The organism is Bacillus sp. LNXM12-1 (genome assembly GCF_003004375.1).
Classification (GTDB): Bacteria; Bacillota; Bacilli; order Bacillales; family Bacillaceae; genus Bacillus.
The window spans coordinates 53497-75576 of record NZ_PVWX01000002.1 but is presented as its reverse complement, the minus strand read 5'-3'; the positions used below and the strand labels follow the sequence as shown (position 1 = coordinate 75576).

General features: G+C 41.1%; 19 protein-coding genes, 4 tRNA genes and 1 pseudogene. 8 read left to right on the top strand and 16 right to left on the bottom strand.

What is annotated here, in order from left to right:
* From C6Y07_RS07870 to C6Y07_RS07835, 8 genes are all read right to left on the bottom strand, one after another.
* Nucleotides 1–864, bottom strand: coding sequence for a two-component system regulatory protein YycI (locus C6Y07_RS07870; RefSeq protein ID WP_106156522.1), 864 nt, complete (start codon nucleotides 862–864; stop codon nucleotides 1–3).
* Nucleotides 851–2230, bottom strand: a complete 1380-nt coding sequence (gene yycH, locus C6Y07_RS07865) for a two-component system activity regulator YycH (RefSeq protein ID WP_034660605.1) — start codon at nucleotides 2228–2230, stop codon at nucleotides 851–853. The genes C6Y07_RS07870 and yycH overlap by 14 nt, the downstream gene beginning before the upstream one ends.
* The gene (gene walK, locus C6Y07_RS07860) at nucleotides 2220–4058 is read right to left on the bottom strand and encodes a cell wall metabolism sensor histidine kinase WalK (RefSeq protein WP_034660608.1); all 1839 of its coding nucleotides are present in this window, start codon (nucleotides 4056–4058) and stop codon (nucleotides 2220–2222) included. Before walK ends, yycH begins: the two co-directional genes overlap by 11 nt.
* 7 nt (nucleotides 4059–4065) lie before the next feature.
* Nucleotides 4066–4773, bottom strand: coding sequence for a response regulator YycF (gene yycF, locus C6Y07_RS07855; RefSeq protein WP_034660610.1), 708 nt, complete (start codon nucleotides 4771–4773; stop codon nucleotides 4066–4068).
* A 349-nt stretch (nucleotides 4774–5122) separates the two neighbouring features.
* Nucleotides 5123–5195 (bottom strand) — tRNA-Phe (locus C6Y07_RS07850).
* A gap of 26 nt (nucleotides 5196–5221) precedes the next feature.
* Nucleotides 5222–5298: transfer RNA gene (locus C6Y07_RS07845), tRNA-Asp, on the bottom strand.
* An 81-nt stretch (nucleotides 5299–5379) separates the two neighbouring features.
* Nucleotides 5380–5451 (bottom strand) — tRNA-Glu (locus C6Y07_RS07840).
* 6 nt (nucleotides 5452–5457) lie between these two features.
* Nucleotides 5458–5533: transfer RNA gene (locus C6Y07_RS07835), tRNA-Lys, on the bottom strand.
* A gap of 342 nt (nucleotides 5534–5875) precedes the next feature.
* On the opposite strand from C6Y07_RS07835, the gene C6Y07_RS07830 reads away from it, so the two are divergent.
* Entirely contained in the window at nucleotides 5876–6400 is a 525-nt protein-coding gene (locus C6Y07_RS07830) for a peroxiredoxin family protein (RefSeq protein ID WP_106156520.1), read from the top strand.
* 30 nt (nucleotides 6401–6430) lie between these two features.
* Here C6Y07_RS07830 and C6Y07_RS07825 read toward each other — a convergent pair whose 3' ends face one another.
* The 5 genes from C6Y07_RS07825 to C6Y07_RS07805 form a co-directional block, all read right to left on the bottom strand.
* On the bottom strand, nucleotides 6431–6640 hold the full coding sequence (locus tag C6Y07_RS07825) for a hypothetical protein (protein WP_034660614.1): 210 nt from the start codon (nucleotides 6638–6640) through the stop codon (nucleotides 6431–6433).
* A gap of 15 nt (nucleotides 6641–6655) precedes the next feature.
* Nucleotides 6656–7789 (bottom strand): DUF418 domain-containing protein, encoded by a 1134-nt coding sequence (locus C6Y07_RS07820; RefSeq protein WP_106031732.1) that lies wholly within the window; start codon nucleotides 7787–7789, stop codon nucleotides 6656–6658.
* 136 nt (nucleotides 7790–7925) lie between these two features.
* Nucleotides 7926–9215 carry an adenylosuccinate synthase gene (locus C6Y07_RS07815; RefSeq protein ID WP_034660617.1) on the bottom strand — a complete coding sequence of 430 codons (1290 nt, stop codon included), beginning with the start codon at nucleotides 9213–9215 and terminating at the stop codon, nucleotides 7926–7928.
* A 216-nt stretch (nucleotides 9216–9431) separates the two neighbouring features.
* A complete protein-coding gene (locus tag C6Y07_RS07810; protein ID WP_223254145.1) occupies nucleotides 9432–9737 on the bottom strand; it encodes a TetR-like C-terminal domain-containing protein in 306 nt (101 codons plus the stop codon).
* A 106-nt stretch (nucleotides 9738–9843) separates the two neighbouring features.
* Nucleotides 9844–11574, bottom strand: a complete 1731-nt coding sequence (locus C6Y07_RS07805) for an AIPR family protein (RefSeq protein ID WP_106156517.1) — start codon at nucleotides 11572–11574, stop codon at nucleotides 9844–9846.
* 97 nt (nucleotides 11575–11671) lie between these two features.
* Here C6Y07_RS07805 and C6Y07_RS07800 point away from each other — a divergent pair.
* Nucleotides 11672–11902, top strand: a pseudogene (locus C6Y07_RS07800) (cytochrome P450); the annotation flags it as partial.
* 33 nt (nucleotides 11903–11935) lie between these two features.
* Here the strand turns inward: C6Y07_RS07800 and C6Y07_RS07795 are convergent.
* The 3 genes from C6Y07_RS07795 to C6Y07_RS07785 form a co-directional block, all read right to left on the bottom strand.
* Entirely contained in the window at nucleotides 11936–12349 is a 414-nt protein-coding gene (locus C6Y07_RS07795) for a VOC family protein (protein WP_106042807.1), read from the bottom strand.
* Between the two features lie 130 nt (nucleotides 12350–12479).
* Nucleotides 12480–13844 (bottom strand): replicative DNA helicase, encoded by a 1365-nt coding sequence (gene dnaB / locus C6Y07_RS07790; RefSeq protein ID WP_003214779.1) that lies wholly within the window; start codon nucleotides 13842–13844, stop codon nucleotides 12480–12482.
* A gap of 267 nt (nucleotides 13845–14111) precedes the next feature.
* Entirely contained in the window at nucleotides 14112–15068 is a 957-nt protein-coding gene (locus C6Y07_RS07785) for a DUF4885 family protein (protein WP_060597684.1), read from the bottom strand.
* A gap of 108 nt (nucleotides 15069–15176) precedes the next feature.
* Here C6Y07_RS07785 and C6Y07_RS07780 point away from each other — a divergent pair, with 108 nt between their 5' ends.
* The 6 genes from C6Y07_RS07780 to C6Y07_RS07755 all read left to right on the top strand — a co-directional run bounded on the left by C6Y07_RS07780 (nucleotide 15177) and on the right by C6Y07_RS07755 (nucleotide 22080).
* The gene (locus tag C6Y07_RS07780; protein WP_066031478.1) at nucleotides 15177–16034 is read left to right on the top strand and encodes a hypothetical protein; all 858 of its coding nucleotides are present in this window, start codon (nucleotides 15177–15179) and stop codon (nucleotides 16032–16034) included.
* Nucleotides 16035–16629: 595 nt separating this feature from the next.
* On the top strand, nucleotides 16630–17511 hold the full coding sequence (locus tag C6Y07_RS07775; RefSeq protein ID WP_066031477.1) for an alpha/beta hydrolase: 882 nt from the start codon (nucleotides 16630–16632) through the stop codon (nucleotides 17509–17511).
* A gap of 7 nt (nucleotides 17512–17518) precedes the next feature.
* The gene (locus tag C6Y07_RS07770; RefSeq protein ID WP_066031476.1) at nucleotides 17519–18304 is read left to right on the top strand and encodes a 2,3-dihydro-2,3-dihydroxybenzoate dehydrogenase; all 786 of its coding nucleotides are present in this window, start codon (nucleotides 17519–17521) and stop codon (nucleotides 18302–18304) included.
* Between the two features lie 26 nt (nucleotides 18305–18330).
* Nucleotides 18331–19512 (top strand): isochorismate synthase DhbC, encoded by a 1182-nt coding sequence (dhbC, locus tag C6Y07_RS07765; protein ID WP_106156515.1) that lies wholly within the window; start codon nucleotides 18331–18333, stop codon nucleotides 19510–19512.
* Between the two features lie 23 nt (nucleotides 19513–19535).
* Nucleotides 19536–21155, top strand: coding sequence for a (2,3-dihydroxybenzoyl)adenylate synthase (locus C6Y07_RS07760; RefSeq protein WP_106031724.1), 1620 nt, complete (start codon nucleotides 19536–19538; stop codon nucleotides 21153–21155).
* Nucleotides 21156–21174: 19 nt separating this feature from the next.
* Complete coding sequence (locus C6Y07_RS07755) at nucleotides 21175–22080, top strand: isochorismatase family protein (protein ID WP_060597688.1); 906 nt, start codon at nucleotides 21175–21177, stop codon at nucleotides 22078–22080.

The window sequence follows — 22080 nt, the reverse complement described above, 5'->3', positions numbered from 1 at the left end:
TCACTCCATTGAAGATTTGTCATCTTTCTCTATATGATCAAGTGTTGAGCCATCAATGGCATTGATCAAATATTCTTCTTCTGTCTTTTTCTTTGAACTAACTGATACGCCTTCAAGCTCGACTCGCCATACAGGCACCATGACCTGCGTGCTTGCACCCGGGTATTGCGTATAGTAGCCAAGTTCTACCTTTTTCACGGTCGTGTTTTGGCTCAGCATGTTTTGTGTATATAAGTCCTTCACGGTTTCAAGGGCTGGGACAAGGGTTTCTTTTCTCACTTCATTAATCGACGTCACCATCGACTGCTGATACGACACGACCTCGTTTTGATCGTTTACATCTAAGGTGATTTTCCCGATGGTTTCGGTGTCATCAAGGCCTTCTTGGAAGATGTATTTCCCTTTATACGTTTGGAAAAAGACGATCTTCCTTGTCTCTTCATCAATACTCCACAGCTTATAATTCTTCCCATCCAGCAAACGCTGGTTTACGAGGTTTGTCGCCGCTGTTTTTATATCCTTTTTTGGCAATGCAACGGGTTTATTGAAGGTCATCTCAAGCAGTGTGACAGGATCATCTTTGTCCGTTTTCGGGAATGTGCTTTTCGCCTTTTGATCAGCTAATCCGTCGACATCCTTTTTCGTATATTGCTTCTTTTCAGCTGTAATGCGGTATCCAATCTTCGCTTCATCTGATAGATTGCCATATTTGATCCCATCTGCCTTCATTTCTTCCAGCGTATCCGTTTTTTCGATAATCGCAAAATGATCGGTTGATCGTTTTTCAAAGTATTGAAAACCTAGAAAGATATCGAGAACGAGAAAGGCTAGGATAAAGATCGTTTTGGTCTTATTCCACTCCATTATTCTCGCTCCCCTCTGTCAACAAATCATGCGATAGTATCACGGTTTTGCCGTTATATTTCATGCACCATACTGGCTCCAGCCAGACAAACATCGCTTGATCTTGATCTGATGCGGTTGAAGCAGCTTGATAGGCCGGGAAAATTTGTTCAATTTTCTCCAGGTCATCATATTTCGTCTGCTTGACGATTAAGTCCTTCAGCTCTGTCCCGTTCATCAGCTTGACCTGTTCACTCTGACTCGCTTTGTTGCCTAGAATATAGTTTGGACGCTTGTAATTCAAGATGTCATCATTCGCCCACTGTACTTCAAGAGAGGTCATCCCAAATGGATGCTTTGTACTGTTGACGATCGGCAGACCATCCATAAACATATTAAAGGAAAGCTGCTGGTTGCTGTTGATGCCAAAGTATTGATAGTCATCGGTAAAGCTCCCCGTATCATTGAAATACTTCACACTTCGCTTGATCAAATCCCCCGTTTGGAAAACGGTGCTGGAATTGATATTGCGGTGCTGATATTGGATGCGGTGGTCTTTTTGATTGGCTTCAAGACGGCTTGTGCCATCTGTGTACACTGTCCGATTTAAATTAGACTCCTCGCCCACAAGACTCGGGTCCGTAAACAGGGCGTCCTTGAATTTGCTTGTCTTAATCGTTTCGATAAAGAACATTTTCGCTTCAAGCTGCTTTTGCTTTCTCGGAAGGAGGAAATCTCGTTTAGAATTCGCTGAGAATGTATAGAGATCGTAGCGCGGCATCTCGTTTTGAGCGGCTGAGATACTGTCCATTAGATTCCGATAGTTAGCGGATTCTATTGTCAGCTCAAGCACCGTTTCCTTGCTGTATGAAACCAAATAGACTTTCTTATTGGCCTTGTCCTGCTGGGAGAACGGCACAATCATCCGATCAAACGAGTTGTATTCAATGGACTTATTCGGCCATTTAAACAGCGCTTGGAAAATATCAATCGGAATCGAGTCATTGAACACAAGATCCAATGTCTTCCCCTGTCCTCCGCTTCCATAGAAGAAATTCTTAAATCTCTGCTCAGAATATTGATCCGACACATCCGAAATCTCTTTGACATCCCAAAGGCTCACATCATTCCAGAAGTTTTGAAAGAGTTCCTTTTGATCGACTTTAAAATGCTCCCCATTTGAATGGATGAACATCTCGCGCGGCTTCACGACATCAATGAGACTTCTAGGCTCGTCGCTTGAAATCTTCTTCGTTTCCACGACCTTTGTGCCGGCATCTGCCTGGTCCTGCATGACGGGCTGGAACATCCAAATATTCCACGTAAACACAAGACTGATCGCAATTAGGATTGTCAATATTATGGTTTTAAAGGTCTCACGCTTCATCCCAATCATCCTCTTGTTCTTCATTGTACGGAAGGGTAAAGGTCACCGTTGTTCCTTTTCCTTCAATGCTGTCAGCCCAAATATCTCCGCCATGAGCCTGAACCATTTCTTTTGCAATCGCAAGTCCTAGGCCGGTTCCGCCAAGCTTTCTTGTTCTCGCCTTATCCACTCGATAAAAACGTTCAAAGATTTTATCCATATCCTTCTTCGGAATACCGATCCCTTCATCTTTGACGCTGAATAACACAAGGCCATTCTCCTCATCCAGATCAACGGTAAACGTGATATGTCCACCCTCTGGGGAGTATTTCATGGCATTTGAAATGATATTATCGAGCACCTGTGTGATTTTATCTTGATCAATTTCCACGTATATTTCACGCTGCGGCAGATTGCGGATAAACTCGACATGCTGCTCTTTCGTCATTTCAAAACGATCAATGACCAATGAGATAAACCTGATAAAATTCGTCCACTCACGGTTGAATTGATAATCCTTGCTGTCGAACTTAGACAGCTGCAGCAGGTCATTAACAAGCCGGATCATGCGCTCTGTTTCATTTTGCGTGACACTGAGGAACCTTGGCGCAAGCTCTTTATCACCAATTGCCCCTTCAGCCAGTGCCTCAAGATAGCTTCGCATCGTCGTCAGCGGTGTGCGTAGCTCATGTGATACGTTTGCGACGAATTCACGGCGTTCTGCATCAATTTTCTCCTGCTCTGTGACGTCATAAATGACCGCAATTAAACCATCAATCTTCCCATGCTCTTTCTGAATGACTGAGAAATTCACACGCAAAACAGACAGCTGATCTTCGCGTTCAATTTCTATCAGCATGGAATCTTGATTTTCGACTAAATCTTCAAATGTATGCGTGTCCTCGAGGCCCAGTAAGGACGTAATCGGCATCTCTAGAGCTGTTTCACGTGAAACATTTAACAGCTCTAATGCGGGGCTGTTTAATAGAATAATCGCACCGTTTTGATTCGTGGCGATGACGCCATCCGTCATATAGGCAATGACAGAAGAAAGCTTTTTCCGCTCACCCTCCGTCATCAGCTGCGCTTCCTCCAGTTCTCTCGTCAGATGGTTAAAGGTTGTCGCAAGCTGGCCGATCTCGTCATGTCCATATTTTCGGACTTTCCTGGAAAAATTCCCTTTGGCAAGCTCGATCGCTTGCTTTCTCATATCCGAAATAGGATGAGTGATTGTTCTAAAGATGAAGATACCAAGCAGTGCGGTCGTCCCAAGTGCGATCAGTGTGCCAGTCGCCAAAATGGTGTTAATGGTTCGCATTTGGTTAAACACGCTCTCCATCGAAGACACAACATAAATTACACCGACGGTTTCTTGGTTTTCATTTTTCACGGCTGTCGCAGAAATACGCACCCGTTTATTGGATTCTGGGTCATAGAATTTCTTTTCATAGTCTTTGCCGACCGCAAAAATACGGCTAATGATTTGATCAGTGATTTTCTTCCCGGCAATCTCCTGACTGCCATTATTCACAGAGGCAATGACCTCTCTGCTTTCGTCAATATAGCTGACTTCAGAAATTTCATTAGACTCATCTTTGTTGTTAAAGTCGTTTAATATCTTTTGAGCATCCTCTTTTAATTCTGCCTTGCTTTTCGATGAATCTTGTTCTAGGTAATACGATAACGAGTAGATTCGCTGATTCAAGGAATTATCATAGGAATTAATTAAGGACTGCTCTAGCTGCTTCACAAAGTACACGCCAATGATCTGCATGGCGACAATGATCAGCAGCACGTAAATTAAGGTCAATTTGAAGTGAATCGAGCGAAAAAAACCTACTTTACTCATAAGAATCTTAGTCCTGCTCTGGGTTTCTTAAATAGTAGCCAACGCCTCGTCGTGTCACGATCCAGCTCGGGTGGCTAGGATTGTCTTCAATTTTCTCACGAAGACGGCGGACTGTGACGTCCACTGTACGCACATCCCCGAAATAATCGTAGCCCCATACGGTTTGCAGCAAGTGCTCACGTGTCATAACTTGTCCGATATGTTTCGCTAAGTAATGAAGCAATTCGAACTCACGGTGCGTCAATTCAATTGTTTCCTCACGCTTAGACACCACATATGCATCTGGATAAATGACAAGTGATCCAATCTCAATATCATTTGATTCAGATTCTTCCTCTGTCTGCGGCGCAGCAATTTGTCTTCTCAAATTCGCTTTCACACGGGCAAGCAGCTCGCGCGTGCTAAATGGCTTCGTCACATAATCATCTGCGCCAAGCTCAAGACCGATGACTTTATCAATTTCAGAGTCTTTTGCTGTCAGCATGATAATCGGCATGTCATATTTTTTTCTCACTTCACGGCATACCTCAACGCCATCTTTGTTCGGCAGCATAATGTCGAGCAGAATGATGTCCGGTTTGATTTCTTCTACCATTTCAAGGGCTTCATTTCCGTCATATGCACAATGAACCTCATAGCCCTCTTTTCTTAAGTTAAACTCCAATATATCAGCAATCGGTTTTTCATCATCTACGACAAGAATCTTTTTTTCCATTGTGATTTCCTCCTGCATTTTTAGCATCTATGTCATTCCATTTTGCATCTCTCATCAGGCCTTTTCGTTTGAGCAAAAAAGGCTCACTGTCTATTATAACGTTTTACGTGGCAAAGATAAAAATAATAACGGCTTTCTTTTCTAGTAAACGTTGGATAGGAAGTCACCTCTCAAAAAAATTGATGGCTTTTTTCCTTTTTTATTGAAACTTTTCCAGTCACCAATCGTCTATATAGATGTAACGTCTTCTTCTTATGGAGCCGGGCCCTACCTAGGTCCGGCTTCTCCCTTTTTATGCCTTCTTTTCATAAAATAAAAACGCACCTGCGATTGCAGATGCGTTTGGAAGTGGCTCGGGACGGAATCGAACCGCCGACACACGGATTTTCAGTCCGTTGCTCTACCAACTGAGCTACCGAGCCATCATCAAAAGATGAATATGTATAAATGGCGGTCCGGACGGGACTCGAACCCGCGACCTCCTGCGTGACAGGCAGGCATTCTAACCAACTGAACTACCGGACCTCAGTAACTTGCCCGAAAAAGCAATCGTGGTGCTCCTTCAAGCAAGTGAGGAAAAATTAGCTTAACGCTAAAGTAAATCAATGACCCGTACGGGATTCGAACCCGTGTTACCGCCGTGAAAGGGCGGTGTCTTAACCGCTTGACCAACGGGCCAATACATGGTGAGCCATGAAGGACTCGAACCTTCGACCCTCTGATTAAAAGTCAGATGCTCTACCAACTGAGCTAATGGCTCTCGGTTTGTGAAAAGTGAATCTGAAGAAGCCGTATTGCGTCAAACCAATCGCTTTAAAAAAGCTGGAACATCGCATCCTAACAAGTTTCAGAGACCTTTGCAACAACGAGATTTATAATATCATAGAGTAATTACATATGGCAATACGTTTTTCGACATTTTTTTAAAAAAAGTGTCGGATTTGAAATCTCCTGCCAAAGCCCTTCTATTTGCAACCGCCTTCATTTCTGATTCACCTTTTCATGACCACTGCCTATTCAAGCACATAGAAACGTTTTAGACCGCTCAAAAATGGTTATACATGAAACAAGTGACATTGTGATTGAAAAAGGAGGAAGCAGTATGAGTTCATTTAAATTAGGAGATAAAATGCCCAACTTTTCACTTCCAACAGTACAGGGTGAACATATTGATTTTCACAAACATTTAGAGGAGCATCAAAGCTGGCACCTCATCGTCTTCTTTAGAGGCTCATGGTGCCCAGTATGTGTAGAAGAATTAAAAGAGCTCGAACAGCAGCAATCATACTTTCAAGACAAGGATATCCACTTAATGACGATTTCAACGGATAACCCTGATGACTTGAAGGAATTTGCGGATAAAGAAGGACTATCTTTCCCGATCATGTCTGACCAGGACCTTACTTCATTAAAAGCATATGAAGTCCACTATCACGGAGAAGATGCTCCTTATGAAGATCACGGAGTGCACGGGGAACCTGCCTATTTCTTATTAAATGAAAAGGGCCAAGTCCTCTATCAGCAAAGACAAACAAGTCCGTTTGGCAGACCGCATGCCAACGAACTGCGCAAAATCATCCAGTACATCCGCAAAAACTTAAAAGTCCAATATAAAAGCGTGAAATAAGAAAGAACCCTCGTAATGAGGGCTCTTTTTTTATGATTGTCTTTTGTTAAATAGCCAGTCTGCGGCGAAAAACACAAGAAGTCCCGCCATGAGAATGACAAAAGTGACGGGTGGTCTGTCACCTTCAACATACGAGTACAGCGCATGTCCTCCTAATGCGAGAAGATAAAAGACAAACGCTGGTACAGCTGCTTTATGTGAATTCGCTTGTTCTCTTTTCGTCATTTTTTTAAAAAACATTGTAGCTATTCCCCTTTATGCTGCCTTCTTCATCGTCACCCGGCGAAGTGCCCGCGAACGAATATATTCCATTGGACCCATTCTCCAAACCTTTAGACAACATGCTGATATGGCAATTTGCAGAAGTGAAATGAGCAGCCATGCCAATACGATAAGAGGGGCGTTGATTTGTCCGCCAAGACCCAATCCCCAGCTATAAAAAAGAACCGAGCAGATGATATTTTGCAGGATGTAACAGCTGAGTGCCATTTTCCCTACATATTCAAACCAATTCCACATGAACCATGATTCCGTGTGAACCAGGAGCTTCGCAATGACAGCGATATAGAAAAGAGAAAGGAATGGCGAAAACGCATAGCGCACAACGAATTCCACTAGTTCGTTCGGAACGAAGACAAGTGCATTCAGCGGCAGACCCACCCACAGACCGACTCGAAATAATATTTTCCGTAGAGATTGCCCGCGTTCGTTTGCATAAAAAACACCGGCTCTCATCATCCGCACACCTAATAAAAACAGAAATGTGTTCATTGGAATGATAAAGATCGCTTCTTCACGGTACATGAAAAAGTGTTGTAATCGTTCTTGAACCTGCGAGATCCATGTCTCTGGCAGCTGCTCTTCCAGCGCCGGTTCACTGCTTTGATCATACGATTCTGTCTCCATTTCAGAGAGGGAGAACACCATCAGACAGGACAGAACAAGTAAATGAATGACTCCAGAGAACATCATGCCTCTTTTGATGCGCTTGCTCCCTCCTCGTACAATAAATGCCACAAGCAAACCGGTCACAGCGTAACTCATGAGCACATCATATTCCATCACAAGTGCAAAATGGACAAAGCCTTCGATAAATAAAAATAAAAGAATCCATAAATATGTACCTGGCCAAGGCATGTTTTTTCTTTTGGCCTGCTGATATTTCAGCTCTAACCCTACACCGAACATGATTGTGAGCAGTGAGAGCATTTTCCCATAGACGAACATGGAAACAAGGCTTTCTAGAAAACTGCCATGTTCATATTCATCTGCAATCTGATCTGTCGCAAAGGTATCCCCTGCATACGCAAAAAACCAGACGTTCGTTCCCAATGTGCCTAATATGGCAAAACCTCGTAAAATATCTAATAATCTTATTCTTTCTTTCACTAGAACGCTCCTTCCCCCTATACAGTTATCATATTTTGGTAATGATTGGAAGCCTGTTCTACTGAAATTAAGAAATATTTAAACAAAAAGACACCAGTAAAATGTGCAATTTTACTGGTGTCTGATCAGTCTATTATTATGGACGGTACACGCTGCGGACAACGTTCGTTTGGGAACGATCTGGTCCGACTGAGAAAATGGAAAGTGGAATACCTGTTAATTGTGAAATGCGCTCTAAATAATGACGGGCATTTTCAGGCAGTTCGCTTAAATTCTTCACGCCTGTAATATCCTCTGTCCATCCTGGCATTTCCTCGTAGACAGGCTCACATTTCGCTAGTTCATTTAGACTTGCTGGAAATTCTTCTGTGATTTCTCCGTTCAATTTATAAGCGACACAGATTTTCAATGTTTCAATCCCTGTCAGTACATCAATTGAGTTAAGAGATAGATCTGTAATCCCGCTCACACGGCGAGCATGACGGACAACGACACTGTCAAACCAGCCAACACGGCGCGGACGTCCAGTTGTTGTACCGTATTCACGGCCAACCTCACGGATTTGATCGCCAATTTCATCATGGAGTTCTGTCGGGAATGGGCCATCTCCAACACGTGTTGTGTACGCTTTTGACACGCCGACCACATGTTGAATTTTCGTTGGTCCTACACCAGAACCAATCGTCACTCCTCCAGCCACTGGGTTAGATGACGTGACAAATGGATATGTCCCTTGATCGATATCAAGCATAACGCCTTGTGCTCCTTCAAATAGCACACGGCGGCCTTCATCTAGTGCGTCATTCAAGACAACAGATGTGTCCACGACATATTTTTTCACTTGCTGGCCATATTCATAATACTCGTCTAAAATATCTTCAATCTTGAAGCCTTCTGTGTCGTACATTTTCTCTAAAAGACGATTTTTCTCTTCTAGATTACGTGCAAGCTTCTCTTCAAATACTTCACGATCTAATAGATCTGCGACACGGATACCGATACGAGCTGCTTTGTCCATATAAGCTGGTCCGATTCCTTTTTTCGTCGTACCGATCTTGTTAGCCCCTTTCCGCTCTTCTTCCACCTCGTCCAATTTTAAATGGTAAGGCAGAATCACATGGGCTCTATTGCTGATTCTGAGGTTATCTGTACTCACATTCCGTTCGTGAAGATACGCAAGCTCAGTGACCAACGCTTTAGGATCAACCACCATTCCATTACCGATGACACAAGTTTTCTCTTGATAAAAAATACCGGACGGAATGAGGTGTAGCTTGTAAGTCACTCCATCAAATTTGATCGTGTGACCTGCATTGTTCCCCCCTTGATAACGGGCAATCACCTCTGCATTTTCTGAAAGGAAATCGGTAATTTTCCCTTTCCCTTCGTCACCCCACTGCGTACCTACTACGACTACTGAAGACATATCGTGCACCTCCGTTAACCTTTCAAAACGTTATCTCTTTCAAACACATTTATTTTATCAATGCAAAACGAAAAAGTCAACGTGAAATCCGAACATTAATATCTCGAAATCAAATTTTGTTCGTTTTAATTATGAGAAAAAGCGCTTTAATCACTTCTTCAGCGCTTAAAAAGGGAGATTTTGAGTAAAAACAACTATTTTGATGGTTCCTAATTTCTATTGATTTTCAATTAAATGAATCATCGAGCTTGCCATAAAATCAGGTGAGTACGGTCTCCCTGTCCTCAACCACCATTCTGCTGTTCCAACATAAGCAGAAATGACGAATTGCTGCTGCATGTCGATTGGAACGAGATGTGGATGAGGCTTTGAGCCTGCGATTTCCTCTAACCCCATAGAAAAGCTTTCTTCAAAAAAAGCACGAACCGTTTCATGAATATTGAGCTCTCGTCCTCGTTTCAAAAGAATTTGATACTCCTCTTCATGTTCCTGCAAATGCTGATAAAATCGAAAAATATACACATAAGACGCATGCAATTCTTGCCAATCTTCTAAAAGTATTCCTTTGTTAAATTATGTAATACGTAGCTTAATAATAAAGCCACCCTAATAAGGGTGGCTTTATATTCTACTGAGTTACTTTTTCTTTCTTAAAGTAACTAGTGATTAGATTGGTGAAAGAATCTGTACGCACAAAATCGGTACTGTAATTATCTCCGGAAATTTCTAAGATTATCTTAGATGATTCAATAAATAAATTTTTGCATTTTTCGTTATCCCATAGTATATCCATCATTTGATTACAATACCTTTCCATTTCTCTGGAATTGAAGTACTGGGGCTGTTTTGAATTATTCATAGCTAACTCTTTAAAAATCATTAGCAATGCAAATCTTGCAGCTTTAAGAGTAGGACTTAATATTTGTGACCTGAATAAATACTCCATCTTGTAATAGGCATAAGCTGATATATAATACATTTCAAGTTTATGATCATCCTTAAATATATCTTTACCTATTTGTTTTTGTAACAGTTTATAATTTCTAGTTGTCCTGTGTTGTAAATTTAAAAACATTGCTGCAAATGAACGGATTAAAATTGTAGAGTTGATAACTCGAACTTTCTCTACATCTGGATTAAAATTATATTGTTTAGATCTTCTTTCATAGTATAATTTTTTGTTATCTGTAAAAGTTGTAAAATATTGTTCGAGTCTTTTTGGAAAGTCTGATAATGCAAATAATTGCTCTTCAGTTATTTCAGTCTGTCTATTTGTTGCTTTAGTTATACTATTTTTTACATCTTCATTCTCTGTCGCTATTAGTTTAATAGGAATTAACATCCCTTCTATAAGCTCACCCTTTGAAGAGTGAATAACATGACTAGTTTGGCAACCATTTACTATTTGATAATCTTTTATAAGGAATTTATTTCCCGTAACATCGATTTTTTTAGCAACTAATGTAATTCCATTATTAAGGAGTGGAAATAATACATATTTATTTGAATCTGTTAAAGTCTCTTTTATATCTATGTTTATACCATTCCACTCTTGAAAATCCCTTACATTATCATAAAAAATTGAATGTATAATTTCCTCTCTGTCATTATGAATTAATTTCAGAAATTCATTGATCTGTAAAAAACCGCTGTACGCTTGCTGAACTTCATATTCTGGGGGCAGATCTGGCAATGTAGTTTTATTAATGAATTGAATTTCTCTTTCAATAGAATTTCTCATTTGTCGATACAGGTTTTGAATTTCATAAGCTCCTAAATATTCGAAGCTGACATGTTTAAATAAAGTTAAACTTGAAATGGTTTTAATCAGTCTTCTTTTTCGTTGTACTAGGTTTCTATCTTCACTCCAGCTACCGGTTGTTAAATAATATATATACAGAGAGGGGTTCCCGTTTCTAAATTTACTACTAAGAGAATAAATTTTATTTATAATTTGAATTTTCGTTCTTATGGCATTGTTTTGCGGCATTTCAGGTTTTTCAGAAAAAATGTCCATTATACCATTTTCAATTGCCCCAACTTTCTGTGAATTGAAATTATTTGATGACTCAGATTGTGTAATTACAAATGTACACTCTATAAAACCATTAGCTTCATATAAGTTCTGCACTTCATCAACATCGTTTACTAGTGATCCATTGATTAATATCGCGAAACAGTCCAAGCCACAATCATCACCGCCACCGATTGAAATATCAAAACTTGAAAACAGTTCAGTGTAGTGAGTTGATGTAACTATAGCACCTGAAAAATGTTCAAACTTTTGAGAATCATTTAAACTCTCTAATGAATTCTCATTAATAAACTCCTGTAAATAGTTCTTTGTTATTCTATCCATTAGTTCTCCTTTTCTTTTTAACCATTTTATTATATTTTAACATAAAATTGTAAGACTATTCTTTTATTCTTAAAATTCTCTTTTAAAATAAACATCCCCTCACTCAAATGAATTCGATATACACCGCCACCCTAATCCTCATATTGGTTTCAGGCACGGTATCCATTTCTGTCTTGGCGCACCACTGGCACGTCTTGAAGCATGTATAGCTATAAAGATTTTATTAGAACGATATGAGGCGTTAGAGCTCCTTTCTTACGTTCCGATGACAAGCAGCAGCATGTATGGACTGAAAGAGCTGAAACTGCGTGTCACGCCTCGTTCATAACAGAAAAGACTCCCGGGCATGGGAGTCTTCCTTTTAAACGGGGGTAATTCCTTCTGTGTTCATGAGCACAATGCGATACCCATCTGGATCTTCAATGGTTGCTCCTCCCCGTTCCCAATATGGATTTGTAGAGGTGACTTGCCGTCCGCCAAATGAGATCAGTCTCTCTTTCATCTGCTGAAACTCCTGTTCATCAGGAATATAAAAAACAAGCAGCTGTTCTGGATGCGGAACGGGCAGGCTCTCTTCTTCTTCATGTTTGGTGATTTCTAAATGAACATGCTGATGAGGAAGCCCCAGCATCACACCATCGTATCCTTCATGCTGATCAAATGAACCTATTCGTTTGAGCCCTAAGCCTTTTTCATAAAAAGAAACAACCTCTTCCATGTTGACGGTTGGACGTGCGATGCGTAATTGAGCGGCTTCGAACTGTTGAAATTTCATCAGTCATCACTCCTTTTCTCCTTTTAGTATACGATTTCTCTCTCTCCCTCTCCTCCTCATTTCGACCGTTTTTCAATCATTCTTTCGATGTAGATCCATCAAAAAAAAGCCCAGCTTCTTGAGCTGGGCTTTAAGCACCGGGCGGAACACCCGCATCGTCAAACCTTCTTTCCAGATTGACGAATTTGTTATATTCTTTGACGAACGCCAGTGATACTGTACCAACTGGACCGTTACGCTGTTTGGCAATGATGATTTCAATAATGTTCTTATTCTCTGATTCTTTGTCGTAGTAATCATCACGATAAAGGAATGCCACGATATCGGCATCCTGCTCGATACTTCCTGATTCACGAATATCAGACATCATTGGACGTTTGTCCTGACGCTGCTCTACTCCGCGTGAAAGCTGAGACAAAGCAATAACCGGAACTTCAAGCTCCCTTGCCAGCGATTTCAATGCCCTAGAGATTTCAGAAACCTCTTGCTGACGGTTATCGCTTGATCGTCCGCTCCCTTGAATGAGCTGTAAGTAGTCAATCAGGATCATGCCAAGACCGTTTTCTTGCTTCAAACGGCGGCATTTCGAGCGAATTTCACTTACCCTGATTCCAGGTGTATCATCAATGAAAATCCCACTATTTGATAGCGAGCCCATCGCCATTGTCAGCTTGCCCCAGTCCTCTTCTGTCAGATTACCGGTTCTTAGGTTCTGTGCATTGATATTTCCCTCTGCACAAAGCATACGCATAACTAGCTGCTCAGCCCCCATCTCTAAACTAAAGATGGCGACACTTTCGTCTGTCTTCGTCGCGACATTCTGTGCGATGTTCAATGCGAAAGCCGTTTTCCCTACTGATGGACGAGCCGCGACAATAATCAAGTCATTTCGCTGGAATCCAGCAGTCATCCGGTCAAGCTCAGAGAATCCCGTTGGAATCCCTGTGATATCGCCTTTTCGGTTATGAAGCTGTTCAATATTATCATATGTCTGAACAAGAACGTCCTTAATGTTTTGGAAGGCTCCTGAGTTTTTACGCTGCGCCACTTCCATAATGGTCTTTTCAGCATCACTCAACAGATCCTCTACTTCATCCTCACGCGTGTACCCATCCTGTGCAATGGTTGTCGCCGTACGGATCAGACGTCTTAAAATTGATTTCTCTTCTACAATTTTTGCATAGTATTCAATGTTTGCGGCAGTTGGGACAGAGTTCGCAATATCGGTTAAATACGAAATCCCGCCTACCTCTTCTAGTAAATCTGTATTGGCAAGTTCAGAAGTCACCGTGACAAGATCGACCGGTTCCCCTCTATCACCAAGTACAAGCATCGCATTGTAAATCTTTTGATGCGACATTCTATAGAAATCCTCTGGAATTAATACCTCAGAAGCGAGCGTGAGCGCAGATGGTTCTAAAAAAACAGCACCTAATACGGCCTGCTCGGCTTCTATATTTTGCGGCGGCAGCCGGTCATCGAGAAGTTCCGTCATGCCAAGCACCGTCCTTTCATAAAAAAATACGCTACTCATCATTTTAACATTTTCATCAATAAAAAAGTGAAAAACATCGACTATAGTCAAAATTACCATGAGGATGTTTCGTTGAACAGTGTGTTTCTGAACAGCAAAACTAACGCATTTCAATAGAAAAGACTCTGTAACATAAATTGTTATAGAGTCCTTCTGTATCGGATTTTTATCTGTTGAAGTTCACACTTGTGATCGATGCTCCAACACGGCATGTTCGAATGCGTTTTTTTAATCTATCGTTTTCTTAACTCCATAATTTTCTTTTTGCCCAATGTCTTGTAAAGACCCGTTTTGATAACCAATAGATAGCACCAAATCGGGAATTGAATCAAAGCCGTTTTTGGCTAGATCAAATAGCTGTGCTCCGTAATGTGAAGCGGCAATGCGTGCATTTTCTGCTGTGTATGGATTTTTCAGGAGTTCTTCTTTGTATATATCAAAAATATTCTTCCCTTTATCCGTTACAAATTGACCGTTTACAATGCTTAAATCTTTTAAATTGTAGCCTGTGACCGTTTTGATTTGATTAACAAGGTGGAATTTGGCAAGAGAATCAGGCGTGAATTGAGTAGAATCGTCAGATCTGCTTTTCATGATGTGGAAAAATAATTCTCTTGTATTGTTGGTTGTATTTAATAGGTCTTCTATTTGTTTGGTCAGCGATTCGTCTGTTGAACCACTCACCAATAATTTGAAATGATTTGGGTCAATGGTAAAAGTTAAATTTGTGTTTTTAGGAATGGTTATACCGTTTTTAGAGAATAAATCTTGCAATTGTTCGTTGACCTTTTGCCGATTGAATATTTTTTTCTCTACGCTTTCTTGGGTAGGATCGTACCGTTTTTCATTACGGAAGATGGCGTCATTAAAGTCATATTGACCTCCTTTATTATTCCTTGCCCAACTCATTTCCATAATGTAAGCAGCTTCTCTTTCCGGTTTTGTTAGATCACTTCTGAAATAAGAAGAATAAGGGTTTCTATACTTATTATATATATGGTCTTGAGGATCTTTGAATCGTTTATTTTGTTCATTTATTTTTTCGTATTTTTCATCTAGTATTTTCATCCGTCTATCAGCTTCGGTCATCACCTCATTTGTACTTTTAATAGCTGATTGACCTTTATAGTCGATTCGGTTCTGATTGTTTGAAGCACCTGCCGTGTATGACGTATTAATATTCATTTTGATTCTCCTTTTTAAAAAAATAGTGATTATTAAATATATCGGCAATTTAGTTAAAATTTGTTAGTTTTGATCCGATATAGTAATTATTACAAGTAGGGTTAAAATATGACAAATACTATCTTCAAACGTTTTTTATTACCTGCATTGGTATTAGTGCTTGTTACTAGTTTTTTTGCACCTAATTCTGCGGAAGCAGCTATTACAGGGAATAACAGTCCTAACACAGCAAGTTCAATGGGATATTGGAAAAATAGTCGTCCAGATACAACAATCTTACCTGAAGGTGAAAATGAAGCGTATTATCAGTTTACGATCAATAAAGGTGAAAGAGTTTATGTCAGAAGTTCTTATAATAAGCAATATACAGGGATGAATATCGAGGTGTATAATTCTAAATATTCTAGGACAGGGTCCGAAGTTATTAATCCTGATTCAGTAACGCCTTTTATTTTTGCTAATACTGGTGAAGTTACATCAACTTCAGAGACTTATTTTGTGAAAGTGACCCGTGGTACATATACAGGGAATATGTACTTTACTGTTTCCATTCAAGATCGTATTAAATCTGGGAATGGGACATTCAATTTTACGGGGACTTCTACCAACTTGGGGAATTCTTCTTTAAATTTTTTAGGAGTTGATTCTTCAGTCATTACAATGGATTTAACTAATAATTCCACAGTTCCTAAACGTGCTGTAGTTAAATCGATTACGACAACTAGTACCCAAACACCCAACCAAGGGAATGTCACACACAAACTGATGGCTAGTGAAAGTAATATTTGGTACACATCACTTTTTTCTTCTGCAACAAGCGGTTCTTACCGTATTTCTCTTGAAGATCAATTAAAAGTCGCTCAAAAATGGAGCTTTAAGTACAACGCAAAAGCTACAGCGAGATCTACTATGAGCAATGTCAAAGCCGATATTCGTTACGAATATGATGTCACAGATGGATTCTAATTTAATGGTGTTTACAGACATGTTCACCAATTGATCAAAAAGTAAGGGTACATTCCCTTACTTTTTTAATTGTGTCATTTTTGATGCTATACTTCGCCACTTTTAAAACAGCTACGCATGATATTGAATAAGTTGTGAGATATGATCACCAGCTTTTTGCAAAATCCTCCTCTTTTTGCCTAAAAATATAAGAGGGTCTATAGACTCTTTTTTTCTCAAAATTATTTCGAGAAGAAAAACCTATATTTATTCCTGAATCAAACAGAAGAAAATGGTAAATATTCCGAGGCAGTCAAGGTCTTTTGACATTTCTCCTCTTTTTAAATGACAAGGTCCGGTATTCCCTATTTCAAATCATTTGTTAGTGAGTTAGTCCGTTATTTTCTGAATATTAAGATTAAAATATCAAATACACAACTTAATGAACATTTGACTTCATAATTGATAACCATTATCATTTGATTTGCTTGCGTGATAGTTGAGAATCATTTTCATTTGGAGGAACCATTCTTCAATTACTACACTCATCCAATATCCGCAAGCCTGCTTTTATCATCGTATGATGGTCGAATTTGAGGAAGGAGATTTTTTACATATGTCCAAACGCCCTGAAGGAATGGGTACTGAGGATTCACTTTTCGGAGAAAGCCGTCCTTTTTTTATACCTGGGACGGAGCAACTGGATATCACAGCACACCCATACAGACTTTTTATATTTAAACCGAATACTACTCCTCCAGCGGCTGGTTTTCCAGTCATGTACGTGCTTGATGGGAATTCACTTTTTGGCACAATGGTCGAAGCCATTCGTTTACAGTCAAGAAGACCTGAAAAAACAGGTGTCGTACCTGCCATCATTGTTGGAATTGGCTATCAGACAGAAGCGCCCTATCATCCGCTCAGGCATTATGATCTCACTCTTACCAGCCCTGATGCTTCCATTGGGGGCAAAAGAAAGGACTTCTCCATCCATACATATGGCGGGGCCTCTGCTTTCTTTTCTTTTTTAGAAAAGACTGTAAAGCCTTATATCGAGCAACGCTTTCCGATCAACCTGAGTCGTCAAACACTGTTTGGGCATTCTCTTGGCGGTCTTTTTGTATTACACACACTATTTGAGCACCCTGATGCTTATCAGACATATATTGCGGGCAGTCCTTCTATCCACTGGAATAAAAAATTATTTCTAGAAAAAGAATACCAATTCACCAACCGTATACGTCAGGTGCCTATGGATGTAAGGCTGTTTGTAGGTGTAGGTGAGCTAGAAAAACATCATCCATGTCAAATGAATGATCATGCAAAGTCACTAGCAAATCGTATGTTGCCTTTATCCTCATATGGCTTACATACGGCCTATCATGAGTTCCCTGAAGAAGGACATACGTCCGTTTTACCGGTGCTGATGAATTACGCTTTCCGTTTTGCACTCTATCATGATGATCCTTTAACAACCACAGACATGAAAGAAAGGTAGTGAACACATGAAACATAGTGGTCTATCTCAAAAGATTGCCCTTATCACAGGTGCAGGACAAGGTATTGGGCAAGCAGTCGCAAAAAGACTATCCGAAGAAGGTGCGATCATTGCAGCAGTTGACGCAAATGAAGATCAGCTGCAAAGCACCATCCAACAAATGAATGATGAAGGCATACGCGCCTTTGCCTATCCAGGTGACATTACCAATCAAGCTTCTGTTCAGCACATTGTCGATCAAATTGAAAAGCAGCTCGGACCCATTTATTTACTAGTCAATGTAGCAGGCATTCTTCGAATCGGTTCTATTGACCAGCTTTGTGCAGATGACTGGCAACAAACCTTCGCAGTCAACACACATGGTGTCTTTTACGTATCTCAAGCTGTCTCCAAATACATGATGAAAAGATCAGAAGGGGTCATTGTGACCGTCAGCTCTAACGCAGGTGCCATCCCTAGAATGAATATGGCTGCCTATGCCGCATCAAAAGCCGCAGCTACTTCCTTTACAAAAACGCTTGGATTAGAGCTAGCAGCCTATGGAATCAGATGCAATGTCGTCTCTCCTGGCTCTACCGCAACACCTATGCAATGGGCTTTATGGTCTGATGAACAAGGAGCAGATCAGGTGATTAAAGGTTCATTAGAGACGTATAAAACCGGTATTCCTTTACAAAAAATCGCTGATCCTCAAAACATCGCTGATGCAGTAATCTTCTTTGCATCTGAGCAATCCAGTCATATTACGATGCAGAATCTCACGATTGATGGTGGCGCAACACTCGGAATCTAGCATTTCATCAAAAAGGAGGCCTTTTCATGAAACATTCAATATTGTCGTCAGAAGAAAAAGTACAGTTGATTCAAGACTATCAGCCAGGCGCTTTTTTCCTTGCTTCCCCTAAACGTACGATACTGGCAGAAGGGATTTTCCAGCATATTGAAACCAATCAGCTAAATGAACTATCCACAAGGGTAGCTCACGTATTTGACGCTGCCAAACAAGCTGGTATTCGAACACCGATTGTTGCTGGTGCTGTTCCGTTTGATCCGGCGCAACCCGTTCGTTTAAGTGTTCCAATCCATGTACAGTTTAGTGATCCACTCGAATTTCATCAAGGTGATGAGGAGTCGGAAATTGCAGCTCCATCCTATGAGGTGACACCTGTCCCCTCTCCAGATGTCTACATGAATGGTGTGAACGAAGGGTTAGCTAAAATTGAGAAAGGAGAGCTTAGCAAAATCGTACTCTCTAGATCTCTCCATCTCAAATCAAATCGAGAAATTAATACGAAAGCAATACTTGAACGACTTGCTCGTCATAATACGACTGGCTATACGTTTGCTACAAATGTAGCTGACCCGGAATCTTCCCAAAAGCGCACACTGCTTGGGGCAAGCCCTGAGCTGCTTCTTTCAAAAACTGGTTCAACTGTTATTTCCAATCCACTTGCTGGTTCTCGGCCACGCAGTTCAGATCCAGTAGAAGACCAGCGTCGTCACGATGAACTCCTTACTTCAGCGAAGGATTTACACGAGCATGCAGTGGTTGTCGATGCTGTCACTAAAGCGCTTGCTCCTTACTGTCATACACTAGATGTGCCTGCATCACCATCCGTCATACAAACAGAAACGATGTGGCATTTATCTACTGTCGTTAAAGGTGAATTAGCAGATGCAGGTGTATCCTCAATTGATTTAGCGCTTAGCCTTCATCCAACACCCGCAGTATGCGGAACACCTACAGCAGATGCTCGTGAAGCAATCCAAGCGATTGAACCCTTCGATCGAGGATTTTTCACAGGAATGATCGGTTGGTCAGATGCAAATGGTGATGGTGATTGGATTGTCACCATTCGTTGTGCAGAAGCTGAGGGGCACTCCCTTCGCCTCTTTGCTGGTGCAGGAGTGGTCAAAGGATCAAAGGCAGAAGAAGAGCTAGCCGAAACATCTGCAAAATTCAACACGATGCTTCATGCGATGGGCATCCATCAGTTATAAAAATACATAGGAGATGACAAAACATGTTTGTTCAACCACCTACATGGCCAGAAGAATTTGCAAAACGCTACCGTGAAAACGGCTGTTGGCGTGGGGAAACCTTTAGCGGCATGCTTCGTGAACGCGCCGCATCGTTAGGGAATAAAACAGCAATTACATATGCTGATACGCACATGAGCTACCAAGAACTTGATGAGCGCGTCAGCAGTCTTGCCGCCGGTTTTCATCAGCTTGGAATTCAAAAGGGAAGTCGAGTTGTCGTTCAGCTTCCTAACATTCCTGCTTTTTTTGAAGTCATTTTCGCTTTATTTCGAATCGGTGCTTTACCCGTCTTCTCGCTACCATCTCATAGAAGCAGTGAAATCACTTATTTCATTGAGTTTGCCGAAGCAGACGCATATGTCATACCAGATATCGATGGCGGCTTTGATTATCGATCACTCGCACGTCAAGTGAAAGAAAAGCTTTCCTCATTACCTCATGTCATTGTCGCAGGGGAAGCTGAGGAATTCCTTTCCTTGGATGATCTGCGCAAAGACCCATCACTCGATCCTCAAATTCATGTAGAGGCAAGCGATATTGCGTTTCTTCAGTTATCTGGAGGCAGCACAGGCCTTTCAAAGCTCATTCCTCGCACACATGATGACTATATGTATAGTCTTTGGAAAAGCAATGAGGTGTGCGAGCTTACACAAGATAGTGTGTATCTAGCTACACTTCCAGTTGCACACAACTATCCATTAAGCTCGCCTGGAGTCCTTGGGACGTTATACGCAGGTGGAAGAGTCGTTCTTGCACCTGGATCAAGCCCTGATGTAGTCTTTCCACTCATTGAAAAAGAACGAGCAACCATTACCGCTGTCGTTCCACCTATCGCATTGATTTGGCTAGAGGCTGCTCCTCATCGATCAGATGACTTATCCAGCCTTGAGGTCTTGCAAGTAGGTGGTGCTAAATTCAGTGCTGAGGCAGCAAAACGAGTGATGCCTGCCCTTGGGTGTAAATTACAGCAAGTTTTTGGCATGGCAGAAGGTCTGGTCAACTATACCAGATTAAATGATCCTGAACATGTCATTATTCATACACAAGGACGCCCGATGTCTGAATATGATGAGGTACTAGTGGTAGATGATGAGGACAAGCCCGTCCCGAATGAAGTGGCTGGACATCTTTTAACAAGAGGACCTTATACGATTCGTGGCTACTATAAAGCTGATGAACAAAACAAAAAAGCATTTACACCCGATGGCTTTTACAGAACAGGTGACATCGTGCGATTAACCAAAGAAGGAAATGTTGTTGTAGAAGGCAGAGACAAGGATCAAATCAATCGTGGTGGCGAAAAGGTTGCCGCTGAAGAAGTTGAGAACCATTTACTTGCGCACCCTGACATTCATGATGCCGCCATGGTGTCCATGCCAGATCCATTTCTTGGCGAACGCTCATGTGCCTTTGTTATTGCAAAAGGAAACAACAAGCCAGCACCACACGCATTAAAGTCATTTCTAAGAGAACGCGGGCTCGCTGCCTATAAAATTCCCGACCGCATTGAATGGATCGATGCGTTCCCACAAACAGGTGTAGGCAAAGTCAGTAAAAAAGCATTAAGAGAATTAGCTGCAATCCATACTGCCAACGTATAAAAAAAGAGGAGTGAAAACCATGGCAATCCCTACTATTCCTGCGTATCCAATGCCGAGCACACAAGATTTACCCGAAAATAAAGTGAACTGGATACCGGATCCGAAACGTGCTGTTCTGCTGATACATGACATGCAACAATATTTTTTAAATGCATTTCAACAAGATACATCACCGATCACAGAGTTAGTTCAACATATTGAACAATTACGTAATACATGCAATGAACTTGGAATTCCAGTCGTCTATACAGCTCAACCTGGTGACCAAGACCCGAAGGATCGTGCCTTATTAACAGATTTTTGGGGACCTGGACTTGGTGATGATGAAGCATTGACAAAAATCATTGATCAGCTTGCTCCATCTGAAGCAGATACAATGCTGACAAAATGGCGTTATAGCGCATTCAAAAAATCCAATTTTTTAGATATTCTTCAAGAAGGCGGGCGTGATCAACTGATCATTACTGGCGTATATGCACATATTGGCTGTATGCTGACAGCCGCAGAAGCATTCATGCTCGATATTGAAACCTTTTTTGTCGCCGATGCCGTTGCTGACTTTTCACTTAAGCATCACAAAATGGCAATGACCTATGCAGCTGAACGCTGTGCGGTCACCACAACGACAAACCAAATCATTAGTCGTTTAACAGGACAGGAAGCAGACGATGACCTATCTTTTGAGGCCATCCTTCACCAAGTAGCTGAGTATCTCGAAATCAAGCCGAATGAAATACCGCTTGACGAGAATCTCGTCTACCTTGGGCTTGATTCTATTAGAATGATGAGCCTAGCGGAAAAGTGGAGACAGCAAGGAATGACAGTCAATTTCGTTGAGCTTGCAGCAAATCCAACGCTCACTCATTGGCGAACTCTTCTTTTCCCAGAAAAACAGCCATCTATCCCAAATATCGATTACATGTAA